The sequence below is a fragment of the Roseibium sp. genome (assembly GCF_051016195.1).
Taxonomy (GTDB): Bacteria; Pseudomonadota; Alphaproteobacteria; order Rhizobiales; family Stappiaceae; genus Roseibium.
Genome location: NZ_CP134616.1, coordinates 4,012,447 through 4,036,620, shown reverse-complemented (window position 1 = coordinate 4,036,620; position 24,174 = coordinate 4,012,447). Strand labels below are relative to the sequence as shown.

General features: G+C 58.7%; 19 protein-coding genes. 9 read left to right on the top strand and 10 right to left on the bottom strand.

What is annotated here, in order from left to right:
• Nucleotides 1–32: 32 nt before the first annotated feature.
• Nucleotides 33–2,690, bottom strand: coding sequence for an alanine--tRNA ligase (alaS, locus tag RDA78_RS18340; RefSeq protein WP_434051258.1), 2,658 nt, complete (start codon nucleotides 2,688–2,690; stop codon nucleotides 33–35).
• Nucleotides 2,691–2,942: 252 nt separating this feature from the next.
• Nucleotides 2,943–4,034, bottom strand: coding sequence for a recombinase RecA (gene recA, locus RDA78_RS18335; RefSeq protein WP_434051257.1), 1,092 nt, complete (start codon nucleotides 4,032–4,034; stop codon nucleotides 2,943–2,945).
• A gap of 310 nt (nucleotides 4,035–4,344) precedes the next feature.
• On the opposite strand from recA, the gene RDA78_RS18330 reads away from it, so the two are divergent.
• From RDA78_RS18330 to RDA78_RS18300, 7 genes are all read left to right on the top strand, one after another.
• On the top strand, nucleotides 4,345–5,286 hold the full coding sequence (locus RDA78_RS18330) for a PfkB family carbohydrate kinase (protein ID WP_434051256.1): 942 nt from the start codon (nucleotides 4,345–4,347) through the stop codon (nucleotides 5,284–5,286).
• A 97-nt stretch (nucleotides 5,287–5,383) separates the two neighbouring features.
• Nucleotides 5,384–6,313, top strand: coding sequence for a pseudouridine-5'-phosphate glycosidase (locus RDA78_RS18325; protein ID WP_434051255.1), 930 nt, complete (start codon nucleotides 5,384–5,386; stop codon nucleotides 6,311–6,313).
• Between the two features lie 27 nt (nucleotides 6,314–6,340).
• Nucleotides 6,341–7,240, top strand: a complete 900-nt coding sequence (locus RDA78_RS18320; protein WP_434051254.1) for an NAD(P)H-binding protein — start codon at nucleotides 6,341–6,343, stop codon at nucleotides 7,238–7,240.
• A gap of 230 nt (nucleotides 7,241–7,470) precedes the next feature.
• Nucleotides 7,471–8,676, top strand: a complete 1,206-nt coding sequence (locus RDA78_RS18315; RefSeq protein WP_434051253.1) for a cell surface protein — start codon at nucleotides 7,471–7,473, stop codon at nucleotides 8,674–8,676.
• Nucleotides 8,677–8,737: 61 nt separating this feature from the next.
• Nucleotides 8,738–9,673: a DUF6384 family protein gene (locus tag RDA78_RS18310; RefSeq protein ID WP_434051252.1), complete on the top strand. Its 936-nt coding sequence runs from the start codon at nucleotides 8,738–8,740 to the stop codon at nucleotides 9,671–9,673.
• Between the two features lie 37 nt (nucleotides 9,674–9,710).
• Nucleotides 9,711–11,162 (top strand): hypothetical protein, encoded by a 1,452-nt coding sequence (locus tag RDA78_RS18305; protein WP_434051251.1) that lies wholly within the window; start codon nucleotides 9,711–9,713, stop codon nucleotides 11,160–11,162.
• 169 nt (nucleotides 11,163–11,331) lie between these two features.
• Entirely contained in the window at nucleotides 11,332–11,826 is a 495-nt protein-coding gene (locus RDA78_RS18300; RefSeq protein ID WP_434051250.1) for a hypothetical protein, read from the top strand.
• A 56-nt stretch (nucleotides 11,827–11,882) separates the two neighbouring features.
• Here RDA78_RS18300 and RDA78_RS18295 read toward each other — a convergent pair whose 3' ends face one another.
• Entirely contained in the window at nucleotides 11,883–12,311 is a 429-nt protein-coding gene (locus tag RDA78_RS18295) for a VOC family protein (RefSeq protein ID WP_434051249.1), read from the bottom strand.
• 121 nt (nucleotides 12,312–12,432) lie between these two features.
• On the opposite strand from RDA78_RS18295, the gene RDA78_RS18290 reads away from it, so the two are divergent.
• Complete coding sequence (locus RDA78_RS18290; RefSeq protein ID WP_434051248.1) at nucleotides 12,433–13,026, top strand: TetR/AcrR family transcriptional regulator; 594 nt, start codon at nucleotides 12,433–12,435, stop codon at nucleotides 13,024–13,026.
• Between the two features lie 98 nt (nucleotides 13,027–13,124).
• Here RDA78_RS18290 and RDA78_RS18285 read toward each other — a convergent pair whose 3' ends face one another.
• Together RDA78_RS18285 and RDA78_RS18280 are read right to left on the bottom strand one after the other, a co-directional pair.
• Nucleotides 13,125–15,887 carry a BspA family leucine-rich repeat surface protein gene (locus RDA78_RS18285; RefSeq protein WP_434051247.1) on the bottom strand — a complete coding sequence of 921 codons (2,763 nt, stop codon included), beginning with the start codon at nucleotides 15,885–15,887 and terminating at the stop codon, nucleotides 13,125–13,127.
• Between the two features lie 430 nt (nucleotides 15,888–16,317).
• On the bottom strand, nucleotides 16,318–16,737 hold the full coding sequence (locus tag RDA78_RS18280; protein WP_434051246.1) for a nuclear transport factor 2 family protein: 420 nt from the start codon (nucleotides 16,735–16,737) through the stop codon (nucleotides 16,318–16,320).
• A gap of 214 nt (nucleotides 16,738–16,951) precedes the next feature.
• Between RDA78_RS18280 and RDA78_RS18275 the strand changes: the two genes are divergently transcribed.
• Complete coding sequence (locus RDA78_RS18275) at nucleotides 16,952–17,662, top strand: DUF1287 domain-containing protein (RefSeq protein ID WP_434051245.1); 711 nt, start codon at nucleotides 16,952–16,954, stop codon at nucleotides 17,660–17,662.
• Nucleotides 17,663–17,762: 100 nt separating this feature from the next.
• Here the strand turns inward: RDA78_RS18275 and RDA78_RS18270 are convergent, their stop codons facing one another.
• The 5 genes from RDA78_RS18270 to RDA78_RS18250 all read right to left on the bottom strand — a co-directional run bounded on the left by RDA78_RS18270 (nucleotide 17,763) and on the right by RDA78_RS18250 (nucleotide 24,173).
• On the bottom strand, nucleotides 17,763–19,370 hold the full coding sequence (locus tag RDA78_RS18270; RefSeq protein WP_434051244.1) for an FAD-dependent monooxygenase: 1,608 nt from the start codon (nucleotides 19,368–19,370) through the stop codon (nucleotides 17,763–17,765).
• Nucleotides 19,371–19,516: 146 nt separating this feature from the next.
• On the bottom strand, nucleotides 19,517–21,334 hold the full coding sequence (locus RDA78_RS18265) for an SLC13 family permease (RefSeq protein ID WP_434051243.1): 1,818 nt from the start codon (nucleotides 21,332–21,334) through the stop codon (nucleotides 19,517–19,519).
• Between the two features lie 138 nt (nucleotides 21,335–21,472).
• Entirely contained in the window at nucleotides 21,473–22,627 is a 1,155-nt protein-coding gene (locus tag RDA78_RS18260; protein WP_434051242.1) for an HlyD family secretion protein, read from the bottom strand.
• Entirely contained in the window at nucleotides 22,624–22,869 is a 246-nt protein-coding gene (locus RDA78_RS18255; protein WP_434051241.1) for a DUF3302 domain-containing protein, read from the bottom strand. Before RDA78_RS18255 ends, RDA78_RS18260 begins: the two co-directional genes overlap by 4 nt.
• A gap of 416 nt (nucleotides 22,870–23,285) precedes the next feature.
• Nucleotides 23,286–24,173, bottom strand: coding sequence for a DMT family transporter (locus RDA78_RS18250; RefSeq protein WP_434051240.1), 888 nt, complete (start codon nucleotides 24,171–24,173; stop codon nucleotides 23,286–23,288).
• Nucleotide 24,174 lies beyond the last annotated feature (1 nt).

Sequence of the window (24,174 nt, the reverse complement as noted above, 5' to 3'; positions counted from 1 at the left end):
GCTTTTTCATTTTCTACTGTCGGAACCGGGGACTACAAGCCTGCGAGATGGGACTCGATCGCCTCAATCGCGGAGCCAGCCTTAGAGCCATCCGGACCGCCTGCCTGCGCCATGTCGGGCCGGCCGCCACCGCCGCGTCCACCGAGAGCTTCTGAACCGATGCGAACAAGGTCGACAGCACTCACCTTCTCGGTCAGATCGCCTGTCACGGCAGTCACGATCGCCGCCTTGCCGTCTTCCGCCACACTGATCAGGATGACCACACCGGACCCCAATTGGGCCTTGGCATCGTCCGCCATGCCTTTGAGATCCTTGGGATTGATCCCTTCAACCGCGCGCGCCATCACTTTGAACGCACCAGCCTCTTTAACCGGTGCAGAACCGTTGCCGCCGCCGCCCATGGCAAGCTTCTTCTTGGCGTCGGCGAGTTCCTTTTCGAGTTTGCGGCGCTCGTCAACAAGCTGCGCAACCCGTGCCGGAACATCATCCGCACCGATTTTAAGAAGCGCCGCGATTTCACGCATGCGCTTGTCCTGCGCATCGAGGTACGTACGGGCCTCGGCCCCGGTCAGGGCCTCGATTCGGCGTACGCCCGCCGCGACCGCGCTTTCCGAAACAAGTGTGACAAGTCCGATATCCCCCGTCCGCTTGACGTGTGTACCGCCGCACAGTTCGAGGGAATAAGGTTTGCCTTCCTTGTCGCCATGCAGTGCCGTCCCCATGGAGACAACACGGACTTCTTCGCCGTATTTCTCTCCAAAGAGAGCCATGGCTCCGGCGTCGATCGCATCATCAACCGCCATCAGGCGCGTTTCAACGGGCGCGTTCTGCAGGATGATTTCGTTGGCAAAGGTTTCAACCGTGGCCAATTCGCCGTCGTCCACTGGCTTGGGATGCGAAAAGTCAAACCGCAGCCGGTCCGGAGAAACCAGCGATCCCTTCTGGACAACGTGGTTGCCAAGAACTTCACGCAGGGCTTCATGAACCAGGTGGGTTGCGGAGTGATTGGACCTGACAGCGCTCCGGCGACCATGATCAACCTTGAGTTCCAGCGCCAGGCCCGCAGTGAGTTCGCCTTCCTCAACGGTCACGGAGTGCACGAACAGGCCGTCGGCTTTCTTCTGCGTGTTCGTGACGGATACTTTCAGACCGGGCGCAAGCATGACGCCCGTGTCGCCGACCTGACCACCGCTTTCGCCGTAAAACGGCGTCTGGTTCAGGACGACAAAACCACTGTCGCCAGCCGAAAGCTTGTCGATTTCCTTGTCCTCGGACGCCAGCGCGGCAACAACACCTTCCGCGGTTTCGGTCTCGTAACCGAGGAAGTCCGTCGCTCCGTGCTTTTCCTTGATGGCAAACCAGACGGCTTCGGTGGCAGCGCCACCTGAGCCCGACCAGGCTGCGCGCGCCTCGGCCTTCTGCCGTTCCATGGCAGCGGCGAAGCCGTCGGTATCAACGGAAATGTCGCGCACGCGCAGGGCGTCCTGGGTGAGATCGAGCGGGAAGCCGTATGTGTCGTAGAGCTTGAAAGCGGTTTCGCCGTCAAGCTGACCGCCGGCGGTCAGGTCTTCCGTCGCACTGTCCAGAAGACCAAGTCCCCGTTCCAGCGTTTTGCGGAACCGTGTTTCTTCAAGTTTCAGAGTTTCCGTGATCAGGTCTTCCGCCCGGGACAACTCCGGATAGGCACGCCCCATCTCCCGCACGAGCGCCGGAACAAGCTTATGCATGAGCGGCTCGTCCGCGCCAAGAAGATGCGCATGGCGCATGCCGCGCCGCATGATCCGGCGCAGGACATATCCCCTGCCCTCGTTTGAAGGCAGTACACCGTCGGCGATCAGGAAACTCGTCGACCTAAGATGGTCGGCAATGACCCTGTGACTGCCGAGCGCTTCACCGGCTGCCTCGACGTTGGTTTCATGTTCGGATGCTGCGATCAGGGCTTTGAAGAGATCAATGTCGTAATTGTTGTGCACCCCCTGCAGCACGGTGGCGAGACGTTCGATGCCCATACCGGTATCGATGGACGGACTTGGCAGATCCAGTCGCTCCTCGATTGTCTGCTCGTACTGCATGAAGACGAGGTTCCAGATCTCGATGAACCGGTCACCGTCCTCCTCGGGTGTTCCGGGAGGGCCGCCCCAGATGTGATCACCGTGATCATAGAAGATCTCCGAGCACGGCCCGCACGGTCCGGTATCGCCCATCGACCAGAAATTGTCCGAGGTCGGAATGCGGATGATCTTGTCGTCGCTCAGCCCGGCAACCTTTTTCCAGAACCCGGCCGCTGCATCGTCCTCTGCGTAGACCGTCACGAGCAAACGATCTTTCGGCAGACCGTATTCCTTGGTGATGAGGTTCCAGGCGAGTTCGATCGCCCTTTCCTTGAAATAGTCGCCGAAGGAAAAGTTACCGAGCATTTCGAAAAACGTGTGGTGCCTTGCCGTATAGCCCACATTGTCCAGGTCGTTGTGCTTTCCGCCGGCGCGCACGACCTTCTGCGCCGTGACGGCGCGCGAATAGGGCCGCGTCTCCAGACCTGTAAACACGTTCTTGAACTGGTTCATGCCCGCATTCGCGAACATCAGCGTCGGATCATTGCGCGGAACAAGCGGCCCGGAATCAACCACTTCGTGATCGTTTTTCTTGAAGTAGTCCAGGAATGTGGAGCGGATTTCGTTTACGCCGGTCATTCGGGTCTCGCATCGGTCCGGCCCGTTCACGGGGCCAATTGAAAAAGGCTGCTGGCATTCAGTATCCGCATCAGGATCTGCGCCGGAACAGCCTTTTAGCTTTGACCTTAAATCCTGTCCAGCAATTGCGCGTTTTCAGGTCATCACCGTGTGTGCTCAATCGTCCGGGCAAATCCTTCAAAACAAAAAGGCTCCCTCCACTTCTGGAGAGAGCCTCCTCAACCTCAGTTGAAGCCCGTACTCGCGGTAGGATCAGGTCTCCGGTGGCGCTTCCTGATCTTCCAATGCTTCCTCCGAACCTTCCGGATCGATGATGGCTTCGGCGATCAGGCCCGCATTCTGGCGGATGGCCAGTTCGATTTCTTCGGCAATTTCCGAATTTTCCTTCAGGAACTGCTTGGCATTCTCCCGGCCCTGGCCGAGGCGCTGGCTATTGTAGGAGAACCAGGACCCGGATTTCTCGACGACGTTGCCCTTGACCCCGAGATCGATCAGTTCGCCCATCTTGGAGACACCCTCGCCATAAACGATGTCGAATTCGACCTGGCGGAAAGGAGGCGCCAGCTTGTTCTTGACGACTTTCACCCGTGTCTGGTTGCCGACCACTTCGTCACGATCCTTGATCGATCCGATGCGGCGGATATCAAGACGCACCGAGGCGTAGAACTTGAGTGCGTTTCCGCCCGTGGTTGTTTCGGGAGACCCGAACATCACGCCGATCTTCATGCGGATCTGGTTGATGAAGATCACCATGGTGTTCGACTTGGAGATGGATGCGGTCAGCTTTCGCAGGGCCTGGCTCATCAGACGCGCCTGCATGCCCGGCAGGCTGTCGCCCATCTCGCCTTCAAGTTCAGCCTTCGGCGTCAGGGCCGCGACGGAGTCGATCACTAGGACATCGATTGCCCCTGAGCGAACAAGCGTGTCGGCGATTTCCAGCGCCTGCTCACCGGCGTCTGGCTGCGAGATCAGGAGGTTGTCGATATCAACACCCAGCTTGCGTGCGTAGAGAGGGTCCAGTGCGTGCTCTGCATCGACGAACGCGCAGATGCCGCCCTCCTTTTGCGCCTCGGCAACCGTGTGAAGCGCCAGGGTCGTTTTACCTGAGGATTCCGGCCCGTAAATCTCCACGATCCGGCCGCGCGGCAACCCGCCGATCCCAAGGGCAATGTCGAGACCCAGGGACCCGGTCGACACGGACTGGATTTCAACGGCTTGCCCCTGGCCCATCCGCATGATGGACCCCTTGCCAAAGGAGCGTTCGATCTGGCTGAGCGCTGCATCAAGCGCTTTTGTCTTATCCATCTGGCTGCTTTCTACGAGACGAAGTGTACTTTGCGACATGGCTCACGCTCCTTATTCCACGATGGACGCGTTGTTTCAATGTTGGGATTTGTACTCTATTTGTTCTCAATTGGCAAGTCTCGAGAACTGATTGGTACTAAATCAAAAATTACAGTTTGTTTCCAATATGTTCCGCAAACGCCTCAGCAAAAGTCCCGTTACGTCAAACGAAGATGGAAACATATCGTGATTCTCTTGTGCGGCAGAATCGCGGGCCTCCGACGCGGTTGCCGTTGAGCGCATGATCTGTTAGCCCGCAAACATCAGTGCCGCCGGATCGGCGGTGCCCTCAGGACGAAAGTCTCCACCTTTGCAGTCTGCAGCCTCCACCCGCTTCGTTTCCATTGGCGCCGTGCATTCCGATACGGTTGCGCACGCTTTTGAGCCGATCCGCCGCGAGACGTCGACGCCTGCCGGTCTTTCTGCCTCGCCCGGCGGGGTCGCCACGAACATCGCGCGCGCGGTCAATGCTCTCGGTGTTCCGGCTCATCTGATCGGCGCCGTCGGGGATGACCACGCGGCAGGGGCTTTGCGTGATCGCCTGACTGGTGAAGGCCTGACCCTCACATTCGTTCCGCGAACCGGCTACGCCACGGGTCAGTATCTTGCGCTTCACGATCCGGACGGCTCGCTCGCCGCCGCTTGCGTCGATGATCGTGTGCTCGCCGAGGCCCCGGCGGCCATTTTCGATCACGCCATCGCCGATCTGCGGCAAGGCGCAAGTGACACGATCTGCTGGTTCACCGACGCGAACCTGCCTGAGGAGACGCTGGCCCGCGTGATTGCAGGCGTGGGAAACGCGGCCATATTCGCCAACGCCGTGTCGGATGCAAAGGCTCCTCGCCTCAAACCCTTCCTGTCCAGACTTGCCTGTTTGTCGCTCAATCGCGGTGAAGCCGCCGCAATGCTTGACATGCCGGTTCGCTCAGTGCCGGAAGAACTTGCAGCCGCGTTGCGCAGGGCAGGCCTGAAGCAATTCATCCTGACGGGCGGCGGCAATGAACTTCTGGCTTTCTCCGAAGACCGGCTTGAGCGCATCAGTCCGCCCGCGTCCGATGTTGTCAACGTGACCGGGGCCGGCGACGCTCTCAGCGCCGGTTTCCTGGCCGCGCAACTGCGCGGCATCGACTTTTTTCAATCGGTCCGCTACGGACTGGCAGCGGCATCATTGACGCTTCAAAGCACGGGCGCATTTGCAGACGGCTTGTCCTGGGACAGGCTGGAGAAATTTGCCCAGACGGACAAAATTTGAACTTGGCGCGGCATGGAGCCCTGCCTATAACGCCCCCTCTTGGCGGTCCAGGACCTGATACCTGGACCAACTCCAACACGAAAGGCAGCAAACGGTGATGCATTCTACCGAGGCAACGGAACTCAAGCAGCTGATCGTACAGAGCGACGAGGTTCGCGATGCCTTCGCGGCCGGCAAGCCTATCGTTGCGCTCGAGTCCACAATCATCACACACGGCATGCCTTTCCCGCGCAACGTTGAGACTGCGCGCCAGGTCGAAGCGGATATCCGCAGCGAAGGCGCGGTCCCCGCGACCATAGCGCTCATGGACGGAAAGGTTCATGTCGGCCTGAGCGATGCCGACCTCGACCGTTTGGCCCGAGCTGAAAACGTGATGAAATGCTCAAGGGCCGATCTGACTTTCGCGCTCGCAACAGGTGCCTATGGCGCCACGACGGTTGCCGCGACGATGATGGCAGCGCATCTGGCGGGAATTCATGTTTTCGCAACCGGCGGTATCGGTGGCGTTCACAAGGGTGCGGAGGAAAGTTTCGACGTCTCCGCTGATCTGGAAGAACTCGCACGGACACCGGTTTGCGTCGTCTGCGCAGGAGCGAAGGCCTTGCTGGATCTGCCCAAGACGCTCGAGGTGCTGGAAACAAAAGGGGTCCCCGTGATTTCCTTTGCAACGACGGAGCTTCCGGCTTTTTGGTCGCGCGAAAGCGGGCTTGATGCCCCCTACTCCCTCGACACGCCGGCAGAGATCGGCGCTCTTTTGAAAATGCGCGCGAATTTCCCGGACCATGGCGGCGTCCTGATCGCCAATCCGGTTCCCGAAGAGCATGAAATCCCGCGCGAAGAGATGGCCGGCCATATCGATGCGGCGATCCGCAAGGCGGGGTCTGAAGGGATCAGGGGCAAGGATGTGACGCCGTATGTTCTGGGCGCAATCCTGGAACTGACCGATGGCCGTAGCCTGGACACCAACATTGCGCTTGTTCGCAACAATGCACGTCTTGCGGCGAGGATTGCGTCTGAGCTGACGTGAAGCGCGCAGATATGCGCTTGACGCGAAATGGCCGAAGCGGTCTTCTCGAAGCTGGAAACGACACCGGGGAGCGCCGCCATGAAACTTGCCGTTACCGCAGCATCGGGCCAGCTCGGACGCGCGGTCATTGATCACCTGAAGACGGCGCACCCGATTGAGGACATCATCGGCATTGCGCGCACGCCCGCAAAGGCAGCCGATCTTGGCGTCGAGATCCGTCAGGGCAGCTACGGAGACCGTGACGCCTTTGCAACGGCACTTGAAGGTGTCGATGCCGTGCTCCTGATCTCCGGCAACGACGCCCCGGAAAAAAGGATCGAGCAGCACAGGGCGGTCATTGACGGCGCGCGCGCAGCTGGTGTCCGGCGTTTCGTTTACACGAGTGTTCAAGGCCCCGAACAGGGCGGCGGTTTTGCCAATATCGTCTGCAGTAACCGCCAGACCGAGACTGATATCAGACAATCGGGCCTTGATTGGGCAATTGGCCGAAACGGCATCTATATCGAACCGGACATCGAATACATCGACAGCTACAGGCGTCTCGGCGGCATTCGCAATTGTGCCGGCGATGGCCGTTGCGCCTATACATCGAGACCCGAGCTCGCCTTTGCCTATGCCTGCCTTCTCCGGGACGGCGCGCATGACGGCAAGACCTATAATCTGAGCGGGACCCCGATAAGCCAGAGCGACCTCGTGGGTTTGATGAATGGCGTGCTCGGCACGGAGATGACCTATGACTACGTCGATGCCCAGAGTTTCAGGGAAGACCGTATCGTCGAGATCGGCGAATTTTACGGAACCGTCGTAGCCGGCATCTACGAAGCAATTGCGTCCGGTGCCTTCGACAACGAAAGTCACTTCCTTGCAGCCACCGGACGCGAGCATGTGTCCTGGCCGGAATTCTTCTCAAAAATCCACGCGACCTGAACGGTTCGGGAGACACGCCTGTCGCATTTTGGGCGCATGCACGATGCCGGCATGACCGGTTCCACTGCCTTGTTTCTGGCTTGCTCATCCAAATCATCGTAAGCCGTTGACACAGCGGCGATAGCCTGCCCTTACTTGCGGCATAATATTTGATTGAAATGGCCGGGCAGCATTTTTAACGGGCGCAGATGGCGTTCAACAACAGGCCGTTTCGAAGAGGAGGCTAACAAATGTCAGAAGCGCCAACACCAGAAAGCAATACACCCGAGACGGCGCCGGCAGGCAGTTTCTCGCCGCTTCAGTATCTCGATCGGGCCTTGTCCACCCTGCGCGACATCGGCATCACGCCGGAATCGGAAGCCGACGCGCCGATCAACGCGTTGCTTGAACAGATTTCCGACCTGTCGCCTGACAAGGTACTGGTGATTTCGCGCACGCTCGCGCAGGCCTCGAACTTCAACGAAGTCGTCCGCACCCAGGTGCAGCAGATGGACATTGGCGAACGCTACGAGGAGATAACCAACGCGTTCAACTCCATTCGCGATGACGCTAAGGCACTGGTCGATCAGCTCGCGGACGGCAAGATCTCGTTCACGGAGAACCTTTCCAACAAATGGCGCGACATGCGCCGCGGTACGATCTCGGACCGCTTCCAGGATATTCGCGGCACCTACAAGGATGTTGCGCGGGCGACCAAGGACCAGATCGAGCGGGAACAGACAATCCTCGAGGCATACCGGGATTTCCGCGGCGCGCTGAAGCAGGCTGAAGTCACGGCCCTCGAACTCCTGAACATGGCAACCGAGAAGCTGAATGGAAAGAAACTGGCTCTGGAAACCGCATCCAAGGAAGTCGAAGCCTACGCCGGCGATGATCCTGCCCAGAAGGCCAGGCTTGAACTGGCCCGTGACGAGCGGCTTCGCGAAATGCAGGACGAGGAAAAACGCTACCAGATCGCCAAAGACCTCTCCGACAACCTGACGGTCGGCTACAACACCTCCGAGGTGATCATGGCGCGCCTGGTGCAGACCACCAACGCCAAGGAACGCGTTTACGCCCAGTCCGTGAGCTTCTTCTCCACCAACGAATCCGTCCTGACGGCTTTGAACGCGTCCTTCACCGGATTGCAGGGCCTGCACGAAAGCACGGAGACGCTGAACGCCATGAAAGATGGCATCAACAAGAGCCTGGAGACGCTGGCCGAAATAGGCGACGCGGTGCAGAAAGAAGCACTCAAGGCCGGTTACGGCCCGACAGTCGCCGCAGCGTCAGTGAAGAAGCTTGTCGATTCCGTCGTGAATTTCCAGGTTCAGTCGCGGGAGATCATTACCGAGATGCGCGACATGTCGACAAAGAACTCGGAGGAGATCCGCAACGCAGTCGAAGAAGGCAAGCGCCGCCTTGCCAAATTGACCGCACAGGGACAGGGTCTCTGACAAAAGCTGACTGAAGCGGGCCGGCACTTGCGCGGCCCGCTGCTCTAAAACACAGGTTTCGATGGCTAGCAGGACAAACAAATCCGACGCGCCGCTTGACGACCTCATGATGGTCATGGATGTCGTTGACACGTTGCGCCACGAAGAGAGCCAGGTTGCGCGTGAATTGAAGGCGGACGACCGCGACGCCGCAATGGTGGACAGGTTGCGGCAGGTCTATGCCTCGCAGGGAATTGAGGTTCCCGACCATATCCTCAAGGCAGGTGTGGAAGACCTCAAGCGCGACCGGTTCGTCTATTCCCCGCCAAAGACCGGCTTCCAGCGCACGCTGGCCATGCTTTACATCTCAAGGGGCACCTGGTCCAAGTGGCTCGCGGCGGCCTGCGCAGTGCTCCTGGTCGCGGTGATCGCCTGGTATTTCCTCGTCATCATGCCGAAACAGCGCGCGGAGGCGGAACTGACGGCACGCCTGGAAGCGTTGCCTGCCGCTTACTCCGAATTGGTTGAGCGCATCGACACACTGACCGACAACACGAACGTCGAAGCAAATGCGGCAAGCCTTGCAGAAGATGGCAGGCTTGCGCTGCAGGACGGCAAGAACGACGCCGCGTTCAAGGCGGAGCAGGATCTGCGCGACCTTGCCGGACGGCTGCAGCAGGTGTTCGAAGTCCAGATTGTCTCCCGCGAGGGCGAGCCGACCGGGCTCACCCGGATCCCGGAAGCAAATCCGAACACTGAAAACTTCTACATCGTCGTCGAGGCGATCGATCCGGACGGAAATGTCGTCGAACAATCCATTCAATCAGAAGAAAGCGGCACCTCCGAACGGGTTTCGAAATGGGGACAACGCGTCTCGGAGAACATTTACGACGCCGTGCGCCGCGACAAGCTGGAAGACGGGATCGTACAAAAAGGTGTCCTTGGCCAGAAGCGGCGCGGAGAGTTGGACATCAACTGGAACAGTGGCGTTCAGGACGGAGCGATAACCAAATGGTAGCGGTGCTTTCCTTGACCCGGGCCGCGGGGGCGTTCCAATGCTGACCGGACGGCAGACCCTGGGCACGATCGAGCACTCGATGGCGGACCTCCGGCGCGAGGAAGCCGAGTTGAGCAAACGCATCGAACGCTCGACCCGCGCCGTCACCGATCTGCAGGAACGGCAGAGCGAAGCCTACCGCGACCTCGCCCGCTTCCGGCTTGATACCGATGCTGCCGGAACCCTGAATACGCGTCTCGACAGCGCCGCACGCGAGGCCAGGCGGCTGCTCGACAAGCGGAACGCCGATTACAAGGTCCTGAGCGAGCAATTGCGCCAGAGCGAGGCGGAGCGCAATCAGAAACTGAAGAAACGCCAGGAACTCGACGAGGCGCGCGATCTGGCGGAAAATCAGATGGACGACCTGATGGATGCCGTCGACGGCCGGCTGGAAAACGACAGTGCCTATCTCGCACAACGAGATGCCACGGAAAAGGCAATCGCAATGGCCGAAGCGGCCGCTGACAAGGCCAGTACGTCGGAACAGGACCGGGAAAACAAGGGCAAGGCCTACGATGCCGATCCGCTTTTCGTCTACCTTTGGGAACGCGGATATGGCACCCCGGACTACAATTATCGCGGTCTCACCAGATCGCTCGACCGCTGGGTTGCGGGTCTCATCCGCTTTGACGATGCCCGCGCGAACTACGCCATGCTCACAGGCATTCCGAACCGCATGGCGAGACATGCGCAACGCTGCGCCGAAATCGCTGAACAGGAAGAGGAAAAACTCGCTGAATTCAGCCGAAATGCAATGACCGATGCGGCCGGCACGGATCTTGTCGGATCCATCGAAAGCTGCACCGACGAGATCGAACAGATAGATGCCGAAATTGAGAAGCTGGAGCAGCAGATCGACACGCTGTCAGGCGCCCTTGCCGAGTTTTCGGGCGGAGAAGACGCCGACTTCCAGAAGGCGGAAGAGCACTTGTCGGAATCGCTCAAGTCAGACGACCTGAACGATCTCTGGCGTGCTGCCATCGATACGCCGTCGCCTGAAGACGAAAAAATCGTGCAGCGGATCGAGGACTTCAGGGAGCGTGTGGAACAGGTCGCGCGCGAAATTCGCCAGGATCGCGAACTGCAACGTGACATCGGCCGTCGAAGAGCTGAACTCGCCGACGTGATCAAGCGCTTCCGCTCCAAGGGTTACGGCAGCTGGGAATCGACGTTCTCCGACGACAAGCTGACGACCGTTCTTTTGGGTGAACTCGTGAAGGGAGCCATCACCGGCGCCGACTATTGGGCCCGAGCGGAACGCGCGCACAAGCGGCGCAAGCCACGCGGCCGCAAAGTGGCGTTTCCAAACGGCACCGGGTTGCCGAAATCCATGGGCGGTTTCGGACGTTCGGGACGCAGGTCCGGCCGCAGCGGCGGTTTCGGCGGCGGCGGCTTCAAACGCGGCGGCGGCTTTGGCGGCGGAGGTTTCAAGACCGGCGACCAGTTCTAGCAAGACTTCGGCCGATGCCACGCCAAATGGAACAAGGCGTGCTTTTCTTGTTTTCCTGAAACAACGAAACGTGAGAATCCCACAGTGCAGTTGTATCAGGGATGCTAGATAGACTAGAAACAGGTGAGATCACCTGTTGAAACACATCTTCTGGATTTTGGACTGCTCAATGCGACATCCCGTCATCTTCAGCCTTTGTGCCCTTTTCCTGGCTGCATGCCAGTCCACATCCAACCAGTCTGCTTCTCTGGGCAACCAGCCCCGGCTTGATGTTCCCGCCGGCGCGCAGAGCGTCAATATCGGAGCCGACCCCGGAACCGTCAGAGCCGCTCTGGTCTCCAGCGCCCGCGAAAGAGGAACAGCCGTTCTACAGGATCAGCCGAACATGGTCATTCTGGAGCGGCCGATGGCCGGTGAAAACCCGGCCTTGGACAGTGAGTTCGGTCCTTCGGACAATGGTGACCGCGTGATCCGCATCCGCGTCCGCTTCACCGGGACCCAGTGCCAGACACTTGCGGTTCAGGATCTCGCCGTCATCAACAACGTCCGCACCGCGCTTGAGCAGAGCTTCGTTTTGCCCGGCAACCCGAACACCATGCAAAGCCTGCAGGGTCTGAAGTCGCGCGCCGAGCAAAGCAGCAGCTGCCCGCCGGTTGCGTCCTGATCTAGTCACCTGAATTGCAAATCCCGACGGGCTGAAAACGACCTCTCCCGCATCAATCAGACGGGAACCGCGTCCTCGGCGAACTGTGCCAGAAACTCCGCGCTTGGCGGGATCGGCTTGATGACATCGATCATGACGCCGTTGGGGTCCTGCGTGATGAAGTGGCGCTGGCCGAAGGGTTCGTCCCTGAGTTCCTGGAGCATGGGCAACCCCTTCTGCCTGAGCGTGTCGTAGATCGCGTCTACATCCTCGACCTCGAAATTCAAGAGCAGCCCCCCTGTCCCGCGGCCGCGGCCGCTCACCGGGATCGTTTCGTGGTTCATGTCCAGAACGGCAAGGTTGACGGATGCGTCTTCCTCGGACTGAAGATGGACGTACCAGTCGGCTTCGAACATGGCCTTGAACCTGAAGTGTTCCTTGTAGAATGCAGCCGTTTTGCTGACCTCGTCCGTCATCAGGACGGGATAGTATTGCGTCGCTTTCATTTCATCCTCCGACCACTGTTCTGCGAGACACTCCCCCGATTTCCTCCACGAAGGGCTTTTCAGGGGCAAGAAATAAACATACAGTATGTTTGTAAGTTACATAAACATACAGGCTGCATGTATGCAAGAGGAAAAATCACGCCGCACCCAGGCCGAACGCCGCACAGAGACAAGAGCCGCCCTGCTGGACGCTGCCCGGCAGTTGATCGTGGACAAGGGCTATGCGGAAACGGCAACGCCTGAGATCGTCAAGCAGGCTGCTGTTACCAGAGGCGCGCTCTATCATCACTATAAGGACAAGGCGGATCTCATGCGTGCGCTGGTGCACCAGGAATCCAGGGCGGTCGCCGAGGAGATCGATGCGGATACGGATACCGGCCAGTCGCCTCTTGATGCCTTCATGGCCGGCGCGAAAGCGTATTTCTCGGCCATGTCCCATCCCGGTCGCGCCCGAATCCTGCTCCTGGAAGGTCCTGCCGTTCTGGGGGTGGAGGAAATGGCCGCGATAGACCGCGAAACGGGCGGCGCAACGATTCTCGAGGGCCTGCGCCACGCGGCCGACCACGGAGCCCTCAGAGGCGTTCCCCTGGAACCCCTCGCTGATCTGCTGTCCTCTGCCTTTGACAGGGCGGCGCTGGCGATCGCAAATGGTGAGGATCGCAAGGCCTATGAAGACGCCACGAGCCTGTTGCTCGAAGGCATGCTCAAGGTCTGACACAAATGCGTCAGGCTTTCCGGCTGGTGATACGGCATCTGAAAACAGTCCGGCCAGCCTGCTGGAACAGGCAATGACCGAAACGTCTCTCGCAGCGATTAAAGGAAGTTGAACTGGTCCGCGCTGAGGTCGGATATGGACACGCCCTCAAGCGTCAGCGTATCGCCATTGCCGAAGTCAATTACGGTGTTGGAGCCACCATTTTCCGGGCTCATCAAGGCGAGTAGCGCATCGAAATTTACTGCGAGCCCGGCGTCGATTTCCAGGAAATCTTCCGCTGCGAAATCACCGATCGTGTCGTTGCCGTAGCCGTCCTTGAAGACAAACGTATCCTCACCGGCACCAACGGAAAGCGTGTCGTCGCCGCTGCGCCCGTCGATCCGGTTGTTATAGTCATCGCCGGCCAGCGTGTCGTCGCCATAACTGCCGAGTTTGAATGTCTGGGAGTCCGTTGCGACGAATTCGAAATCGTCCGCGTGGAGGTCGTTGATCGTTAGGCCTTCCAGAAAGATGGAATTATCGTCGTCGATCTGGATCAGGACACCGTTTTCCGTATCCGTGGCCTTTGTCAGGAGATCGGCGAAATTCGTCAGTCCGGTCAGTTCCAGCCGGATCACATCGCCAGTGCCTGCTCCTGCCTCGAAATCTTTGATCGTGTCGTGACCGAAATCGCCCTGCTCCCCGCCATAGTCGCGGAAGACGAATGTGTCCGCGCCAAAACCACCCGTCATGATATCATCCCCCTCGCCGCCGACGATGAGGTCGTCGAATGCGGTGCCAAGGATGGTGTCGTCGCCATTGAGCGCATGGATGACGCGCGCCTCTGTTTCACTGGAAAAATCTTGCGTCTCGGCTTCGTTGGTACCAACTGCGATCAGCGTCCCATCCAGTGTTTGGGTTGCTTGACGCATTTCGGTGATGTTCCAGTTGAGGACTTCAAGAAAATAGTTCATCGATGTTGCATCGGTGTAGTCGCTCCCCTCCGCCGTTTCGGATGTGAGCGGACCTCCGAACGTAACACCCGTATGGATATTCGTTTCACCGGATGCATGGTCAAGTGTCGCCCAGCCTGCGAGGAGTTTGTCGAGGTTTTCCGTGCTGAAATTTTGCTGGTCCTGGAACATGTCTTTAGCATTTCGAAGAGATGAGATGTCCCAGCCGCCAATGTCTTGGTCGAAACTTTCGGCGTAGGCAAACATCTTTTCCATGTTCGTTACGTTGCTTACGTCCCAGGTACCGACGTTCTCATTGAAAGCCTTCGCCTCATCAAACATCGAGTCCATGTTGGTCACGCTGCTCACGTTCCACACACCGATGTCATGGTTGGAGTAGCTCGTGCTAGCGAACATGTAACTCATGTCGGTCACTTTGCTCACATCCCAGCCGCTGATGTCCTGGTTAAAATCACGCGCACGCGCGAACATGCCCGCCATGTTTGTTACATTGCGCACGTCCCAATTGCTGATGTCCCCATTGAAGGCGGAGGCCCCCGCGAACATGTCTTCCATGGTCGTGACATTGCTGACGTCCCAGCCTCCGATGTTCTGGTTGAACTTTCTCGCACCGTTGAACATGCCTTGCATGGACGTGACGCTGCTGACGTCCCAGGCACTGATATCCTGATCGAATACCCATGCGTTCTGGAACAGTTTGTTCATGGATGTGACGCTGCTGACGTCCCAGTTCAAAACATAAGAGCCATTGAAGTCGTTCGCGTACTGGAACAATTCGCTGAAGTCCCGGTTCACCGAATCGATTATCTTCTGAATCTCGTCCTCAGTCGGCAAGTTCGAAAAACCGGTCTCGTTCTGGATCGCTTGCTGATAGCGCGCTTCCATCACTGAATTGCCATTGCCGTCGGAGAATCGAAAGACGTTCTCGGCCACGAGCGACAGATCGTCGTCAGTTACCAATATGCCGTTGTTGCTGCCTTCGTTGCCCGGTCCGTCGGAGCTGGAATCCTCAAATATCTCCTGCCTGACTTGCTCGAGCGTTTCAAACACATCCTGAAGGTTGAGCGTAACGTCCTGCGTTGTGGTGTTTCCGGACGCATCGGTCACTTGGATTGTGAGGACGAAACTGTTCGAACCGGCCTCGAAATTGTTTGCCGCAGCGGCAAGCCCGGCTTCGGTGAGCCTGATCGCGCCGGTGATATCGATCTCGAACCAGCCTTGTGCGTTCCCCCCAATGATCGCGTAGCTCACGATGCCGACATTGTCACTTGCGGCCACCGTGGCGAGGACAGCGCCCTCGGTCTGGTTTTCGTTATAGAGGTAGGACTGACCCTCTTCGAAAATCGGATTTTCGCGGTCATCCTCCAGAGTTGAGCTTGCTGTGTTCCCCGCCGCGTCAGTCGCCGCAACGGTGAAATCGGACAGGTCCTTTCTTGTCACATCGACGGTGAGCGCCCACAGTCCGTTCTCATCGGCCTGGGCGGTTCCGATCAGGACCCCGGCCGCAAAAAGCGTTATGATTGCATTGGCCTCCGCAGTCCCCGCGAAATTCAGCAACTCGTTGCCACCCTGGACTTCCGGCGTGACACTTTCGACCAAGGGTGCTTGTGAAACAGTATCGATCTGGATCGGTGTCGTTTCGGTTACGAGCACGCCGCCGCTCAGAGCCGTCACCTCAATCGTGTAGGCGCCATCCGGCAATTCTCCCGGATCGACGCGGAAAAAGCGACGCTTGTCAGTTGTCGTTTCAAAGGTTCGGACCGCATTGCCGTCTTCGTCCCGGATGATGATCGTCACGGGAGAACCGACATCTGCCTTTCCCAGTATCCTGGTTGGCGCAGCCGACATGAAGTAGTCGCCACTATACGATCCGTCTTCTGTTCTGATCCGGGTTATGAGAGCAGCCATTTTATTCACTCCAAAATGGATCGGCACCGACCAGTGCGGTGCAGGTTTTTGCGAGAAGCCCTCAGAGGCTTGCGTGCAACCGTCTCCTCCAGCGGGAATGGTCCGAATGTATTCGCTGCCGAACACGGTATTGCGTGACAAGCCGCAACATCCAGCAGTTGAGAAGACCTCGTAATTTTTATCAGTGAACCGTATAAGAGCATCACCACGACTGGTTATGCGCTTTACGACCTCATTAACGTTTTGGTAAACAAATAAAGGGAAATTTCTTCAATAGCTTAAAAGTGGTCTAAGCATTTTGCGCATGTATAAAAAGCATCTCGGAGGTCCTTCCAGGCGCACCGCCTCTCGCTTCGTATGGGAATGCCCGCAACGAAGAGCAAACAAATCAACCCCTGAGGCGCACGAGTGACGATGCCGGGCGAACGCGTCAGGCACTCGCCCCGGAGATCAGCGCGGCGGTGTCGTAAAATTCATAGAAGAAAACGATCTTGCCATCCCTGAACTTCAAAAAGTCCAGCTTCGGCGTGTCGATCAGTTTGCCGGTCTTTTTGTTCGTCCAGGCTGTGGAACCATACGCGCAGATCCTGTCACCATCGACGACATACTCATCGATCGTGTAGTGCTCCATTGACCAGTCGGCTTTCAAACCGGAAAGATACTGGATCACCTCGTTCTTGCTGCAGCACGGTTTGGTGAAATCGACGCTCGGGTCCTGTGCCATGGCGAGAGAGCGGAAATCAACGGTGTCGTCAAACAGGTCCAGCCACTCGCCAACGCTTTCGCCCTTGGTTTCGTTCCACAATTCATAGCAGCGTTTCAGGGCATTCAAATTCTCAGAAGAAGTCATGGTGCCATCCCCCCAACGGATAAAGCAGAAAGCCTAACGAGGGAAATATACACACTCACCTCAACCCAGGATAGTTCCAATCTACTAATTCTCTCTCTACGTAACTGCTAAAGAGACGGTCAGCAGCCCCGCCGGCGAAAATATCGTCTGGCCGCCCCATTCCTGACTCAGAATCCGCTTATTTCGAAAGTCGGGCGAGAAAAATGGATGGCGGATGAAACGCAGAGAGTTTCTGATCGGAGCGGGGTGTGTTGCCGGAAGCGGTCTGGCGGCTGCGGCCATGATCCCGGGGCGGCTCGAAGCCGGCCTGCAGATTGCGCAAGACGCAATCGCTCAAAACAGGGAACCCCTTGTCCGGATCAATTTTCAGCGTAGCCTCCTTGAAGCTGAACCCTGGGCTGAAAAACTGATTTCGGCTGCAGAAGACCAGATCGGCATCACTGTCATTTATGATCCCGCCTATGTCGGCCTCTCTTTCCCCGGCGGTGATCTGCCGCGAGAACGCGGCGTGTGTACCGACGTCATCATCCGCGCTTATCGCGACGCCTTCGACTTCGACCTGCAGGAAGAAGTCAACGCGGACATGAAGCGCGATTTCAACGCCTATCCGAGGATCTGGGGCCTGAAGCGCCCCGACAGGAACATCGACCACCGCCGTGTCCCAAATCTCCAGGCCTTTTTCGAACGCAAGGCGACGTCGCTTCCGGTGAGCACCAATCCGGCAGACTATCTGCCCGGAGACATTGTCGCCCAGATGCTTCCGGGCAACCTGCCCCACATTGCCATTGTCACCCACTACCGCTCCCGGGATGGCAAACGTCCTCTCCTCATTCACAACATCGGCGCAGGCACACGCCTGGAAGACCGCCTGTTCGACTTCCCTGTCACAGGCCACTACCGGTTCGAACCGGGTGTCAACAGCTGACACCTTTCATGCATGTCATTGGAACGCCTGAAACCAAACTGTTCCACGGTCCGCCGGTCACAAACCACCACCAATTGTCGACGCGACGCGCTGGAAGTGGTCAATGGCCGGTCAGGCCCGTTTGCTCGAAATAGGCGCCCACGCTGGTCAGGTCTGAGCTGCGGTAGGCCACATAACCATCAGGGCGCACCAGATAAATACAGGGACTGTCCGCACCATAGATGCGATGCATGTTGCCCTCTCGGTCGATGATCAGGGTCTGGCCCGCGAACGTGCTGTCCACCGTTTCGTCACCGACGACGTAAGGCTTCAGCCAGAGCGTGAAACGTTCAGATGCAGCGACCGCGTCCCGGATCGCCTCAACAGGCGGCGGGTTTGGTGTTCCGCAAAAGAAGAACAGCCGGTATTGGTCGTCTGCACGCAGCTTGAACAGGCTCGTCGCTTTCCCTTTGAAAACAAGATCCGTCGCATCCGGAGCGCGGGTTCCCGGTTTTGGGCCGCGCTCAAGGTCGTCGGCTACTGATACGCTGAGCGGGCTGGCACTGTAATCAAGGTCGACTTCCTGAAGGTGGCGGGCTGCATCCAGACGTGCAGCTTGCGGGGTGTACAGGTGCGAGACAAAGGTCTCCCGGTCCTCTTGCGGAAGTTCGGCATAACTCTCCATTGCCTTCGTAATTTTGCGTGTGGTTTCAAGGATTTCCTCGGCAACGACCCGTCGTTCCACTTCGTAGCTGTCAAGAAACCCGGCGGACGCCCTGCCCCTGGCAACCTGCGCCAGCTTCCAGGCCAGATTGTGGGCGTCCTGGATCCCTGTATTCATGCCCTGACCCGCCAGCAGACTGTGGACGTGAGCGGCATCACCCGCAAGAAAGACCCTGTCCTGCCGGTAACGGGGCACCAGACGGTAGTTTATCCGGAAGTAAGCGAGCCAATGCGGATCGCGCAGTTGCAGCGACGCTCCGGCTCTTTCCGTCACGATGTCCTGAAGTTGCCTGAGGGCCGGCATCCCCTCTGTGCTGATTTCCTCCCGCAGACTGGCGACAAGAAAGTGTCTGTTGCCGGGCAGTCTGGTGAACGCGAACAACACACCACTGTCATGGAAAAAGACATGTCCCTTGTCGGGTTCCAGGTCTTCGTCGCCATCGATCAAGACATCCCCGAGGATGTACGGAATGTCATCGGCGTCGCCCGGAAACGCTTCGCCAATATGGTGGCGCACCGCGCTGTGGGCACCATCACAGGCAATCACCCACTGGTATTGCGCTATCTCTTCCCGTTCGTCGCCATGCCGCAAAGTGACCGTCACACCGTCTTCGTCCTGGTTCAGCGCGGCCAACGAGACATCGCGTTCAACTTCGCTCCCAAGGCTTTCCAGATAGGCCGCCAAGGTCGCCTCGGTATGCGCCTGCGATTGCGACATGCCGAAGGGAAATGGCGAGTCGATGGGTGTGTGCGGGCTTTCCCCAACACGCTGTCCTTCCCGATAGAACACGAAGCCGATCTCGGAAACGGAACCCAGGGTTGCCTGCTCATCGATACCCAGGCCCTGAAAGATTTCCAGCGTACGCGAATGCAGCAGGTTTGCGCGGACATGCGGGTCAATCCCGGGAGACTTGTCGATACACCGCACCGGGATATCGCGCCTCGCCAGTTCCGCTGCCATCATCAAACCCGTAGTTCTTCCACCAACGACCAAGACCTTGTCCATGGTGTTTTCTCCCAGAAGATACCAATTGCCACCCGCGGCCGACGGCGGACGGAATGTGCTTCCAAGGCTAACCGGGAGGAACGACGGGCTCAACATTGTAAGTCCAGCGACCAGGCAGCTGAGACTTGTTGTCAGCCTTGCCCGCCTCAATACGGAAAGAAAAACGGTGCTGTGACGACCGTGATGATGCCGGTGAGGATCGTGAGTGGAATGCCAAGCTTGAGAAAATCGGAGAAGGCGTACCCGCCGGGCGTGACAACCAGCGTGACCACCGGCGTCGAGACGGGTGTGGAGAACGCCGCTGACGCCGCAATCAGCACGGAAATCGCGAAAGGATACGGTGAAACCTGCATCGTTTCCGCAGCGGTAATCGCGATCGGTGCGACCAGCACTGCCGAGGCCGTGTTGGACAGCACAAGACCAAGCAGCGCGGTCAGGAGAAACAGGGCTGCGGCCATGACGCTCGGGTTCGCTTCTCCGACCATGTCCAGCAGGAAACCGACGATCAGCTCCGAACCGCCGGTTACCTCAAGGGCGTTCGCCAGCGGCAGCATGCCTGCGATCAGAACAAGCGTCGGCAGGCTGATGGATGCATAGGCGTCTTCCGCGCTCATGGTCCTGAACAGGATCGCGGCCAGTGCCGCCAACAGAACAGCGACGGTGACGGGAACGAGGTTGAGCGCGCTCAGAACGACCATTGCAGCCAATATGCCGACCGCAACGCCGTATTTCGGCAGATTGGGCACCGCATCCTGCCGCTCCTTCGGATAGGCCAGGAGCACAAAATCCTCCCGCTGCTCCACAAGCGTATCAAGCTCGTCCCAGGGACCGAGCACCAGCAGCCGGTCCCCCGCCTTCAATTGTGTCTCCTCGACGTCTGCTACCGGCTCACCGCCCCGCAATAACCCGAGTGCATCCAGTTCGCGCGCATCATGCGACAAGGCTTCTTCCGGCCTTTCGCCGATGACGGTCGCTTCCGGGTGCACCATGACATCGGCAATGCCCAGACTGTCCTGCCAGTCCTCGGCCCGGACACCGAGCGCGGATCTGCGGGTGAAATCCGGCCGCGCCGCAATTGCATCCAGAACCTCTTGCGGCCCGTTGACGAGAACCAGATCGTCGCGCCGGAGCTCCATGCCGTCGCGAAAGAGAACCGTTTCCCGTTCCCGGTTGCGGTCGCGCCGGCGGCGGGCAACGAAATTCACGCCCTGTGCCCTGAAGTCACGGATCTCGTCAATGGAGACAGGTCCGCCGATCCAGTAATCGTAGACCTCGCCCCCGATCTGGTAGGTCATCCAGAGTTCGGCCGCGGCGCGGGCCGGACGCTTCCGCTTCGTGGTCTTGACCGGTTCGCGAGAGCCGAGCAGGTGGCGGCCCCACAAGAGCATGTAGGCAATTGTCGCGGCGAGGATGATCACGCCGAGCGGGAAAAAGGAGAAGAACCCCAGTGCCTGGTAACCTTGCGCCACGAGTTCGTCGCTGACGACGAGGTTCGGCGTGGTTGCAATCAATGTCAGCATGCCGCTGATCAGGGCCGCATAGGACATCGGCAGGAGCAAGCGCGACTTGTCCAGGCCGGTCTCCGCAGCGATGCGCAGCACAATGGGAATGAAGATCGCAACGACCGCGGTGGAACTCATCACGCTGCCGAGAAAACCCGCGCTGACCATAAGAAGGATCATGAGCCGGGTTTCGTTCGTCCCTCCCCTTTGAAGGATCAGGTCACCGACGGATCGCGCAACCCCGGTCCGCTGCAGCATCTCTCCGACGACGAGCAGACAGGCAACAAGAATGACGACGGAACTGCCGAAGCCGGACAGAGCCTGGCCTACTGTGAGAACGTTTCCCAGCACCAGCGCGAGCACGACCATGAGAGCAACGAGGTCATAGCGCACCCGGTTGCTCGCCATGAGAACGGCGGCAACCCCGATAAGCACAAAGACAAAGGCGGCATCTGATGTCATTGCAAACTGCACTCTCTCACACTGTCGCCCAACCGACTGCCTGGAAGCACGGTGACGTCAAGACCTCATTCTTGTCCGAAACTACCGATTGCGAAAGGGTTTTGGGCGCCGGGCGGGGCGTGGCTCCAATCGACGGGATCAATTCGGGATGATGTAGTTCAGCCAGGCATCCATCCGGATCATCACTTTCCGAATAATGTGTGTCGGCTGAACCGATGCTGTATAGATCGCGGCCGTTCCGCCCGCACCGGCAGGGATCTCGGAATAAAGGTCGGGACGGTCCGTCAGTTTCAGCACCACCCCCATCAATTCATTTGGGCCGGAAAGCTGTGCCAACGAAGGCAGCACCCCGTTCGGCGGGACCTGGGCGGCCGCGTTGATCGGAATAACCTCGTCCACGACCGCACCGAAAATCTCTCCCGGAAAATGAGCGAACGTGACCTCAGCCTGTTGGCCCGGGTGCACGAAACGAAGGCGGGATTGCGGTACAGCGACCACAAGGCGGCGCTGTTCAAAGGGGACAAACGCCATCCAGGAACGAAGTGGCAGGTTGGCGACACGTTGTCCCGGCTGGAGGGTCAGGCTGACAACAAAACCGTTGGATGGCGCACGCACGATTGTCTGCTCGAGGTTGAACTCGGCCCGCCGCAACTCCGCTTCCAGACGTGCCACGGTCGTGTTCACGCCGTCGATATTCGAAGCGTACGCCAGACGCGCCTGTTCCGCAGTCGCGAGCGCACGTGAGACAGACGCCTCCGATGCGACATATGTGAGCCGACGTTGCTCCACGTCGCTCTCGCTGAATGCCAGGCTCCTGTTGCCGGCCGCTCTGGCACTTTCATTGGCGGTTTGAAGGCGTTCGAACTCGTCCTTTGACCTGTCACGCAATGCCTCGGCTTCTGCTACGGCTGCACTGGCTGCGTCAAGGGATGCAGCCAGCTGCGGCACCGCCTGCCGTGCCTCGGCCAGCGCAGCGCGGCTCTGATCAACGGCAGCCTGAAACGGTATCGGGTCAATCTTGAAAAGTTCCGCGCCCTTTGAAACCGGCAGCAACGGTTCAACGGGAACCTCGATCACTTCACCGGTGACGTTCGGCACGATCTCGACGACATTCTGATAGAGCCGGATCGGACCTGAAGGCGCACCCCACTGCATGGGAATGAACAGGACCACGAAAAGCAAGACCATCCACAGCACGGGCGAAAGCTTCCAGAACGTATTGAAAGGCACGATCCGAAACTTGACCAGGCCGGCGAGAAGCGCGCAGTAACACAGTGTCAGGAAGACAATCATGCTTGATCACCGGCATCGCGTTCTGCGGGCGCAGGCGCTCCGTCCGCATAGGCCCAGATGAAAGCAAGTGGCATCAGAATACCGAGTGTCAGTGCGCCCCAGTATCCGCACACTCTAACGGCATCCGCTCTCGGATGGCCGCGCTGATCGGCAATACGCCCAGGCGTGATTGCGAGGAACACCCAGATCGCGACGGCAGATGCACACAGAACGATCAAAACGAAAAGAGCGAAATACATCATCGTGTCGTGTCACTTTCCCCTGTCATCGCATTCCGGACGTGTGAGAACATGATTTGACGATGGTCGGGAGGAGCCGGGAACAACGCCCGCCGCCGCGTGACGGCAATTCATCCCAAAGAGACCATCCTTAGACAATTCACGCGTCTGTTGTCCTGTATTCACCTAACGTTTCAAACAGATTAGCTAACGCGCACTTGGCTCGCCACTCGTAGAATTGCCAAGCGAACGAAATTGGTCCATCACCTAGGGGTTTTGAGACGCAGGCCGCTGAGTTTCGCCGGCTTTCAGAAGCAGTGATCGCAGGCAATACCGGCAAACGGCTGCCTTCAGCCGGATCAGATCGCCGGTGCACCCGGAGCGTCCCGCAGCCGTTTCCTTAAAACTGCCGATGCGCCGAAATCAGTGCCGTTCCGGCGTCAAGCAGCTGATGGTTTTGGTGTCTTGTCCTTCAGCGCCACCACGAGTGTCGCGCAGACGATGCATGTGGCCGCGGCATAAAAGGCGGGCTCGGGAAGAATGTCGAAGAAGAGCGCATCGGCGATCACCGCAAAGACCAGCGCCAGATATTCAAAGGCGGCCAGTTTCGAGATTTCGCTGTACTGATAGCTCAAGGTCATCAGGATATGCGCGATCCCTCCGGCAAATCCGGTGCAGATCAGGAGGCCGAGTTGGTTCCAGTTGGGTGTTGTCCAGTCGAACGGCAGGGTCGCAAGCCCCGCAAGCGTGCAGGTCAGCGCAAAGTAGAAGGCAATGGCACCGGCGTTCTCCGTCAGCGCGAGACTGCGGATCTGGATCTTCGCGCCGGCGGTCAGGACCGCCATTGCCAGGGCCAGGCCGACGCCCGTCAGATAGGTGACATCGACATCGGCGCTTGATGCCGTCGGCAGGTTGAGCACCAGCATTCCGAGGAATCCGAACAGGACGCCGAACCAGCGCGCGGCACTGACACTTTCCTTCAGCAGGATACCGGCCAGGACGACCGCGAGGATCGGAGCCATGTAGCCGATGATCGACGCATGGGAGAGCGGCAGGTATTTCAGGCTCGCGAAGCTGGCAAACATCGCAAGGCACCCCAAGATACAGCGGGCGACATGGCTGCCCGGCCGTTTGGTCCTTAGTCCGGACGGAAACTCGCGTGTCCACATCAAAAACAGGACGAGCGGGACCAGGGCAAACGCGCTCCGGAAAAACACGACCTGGCCAACGAGAATCTCGTCGGCGAGCCACTTGATGAAGAGCACCATCAGCGTGAAGAAGAACGTGGCACCGACCCTGAGGCTGATACCCTTGAAATCAATCGACATC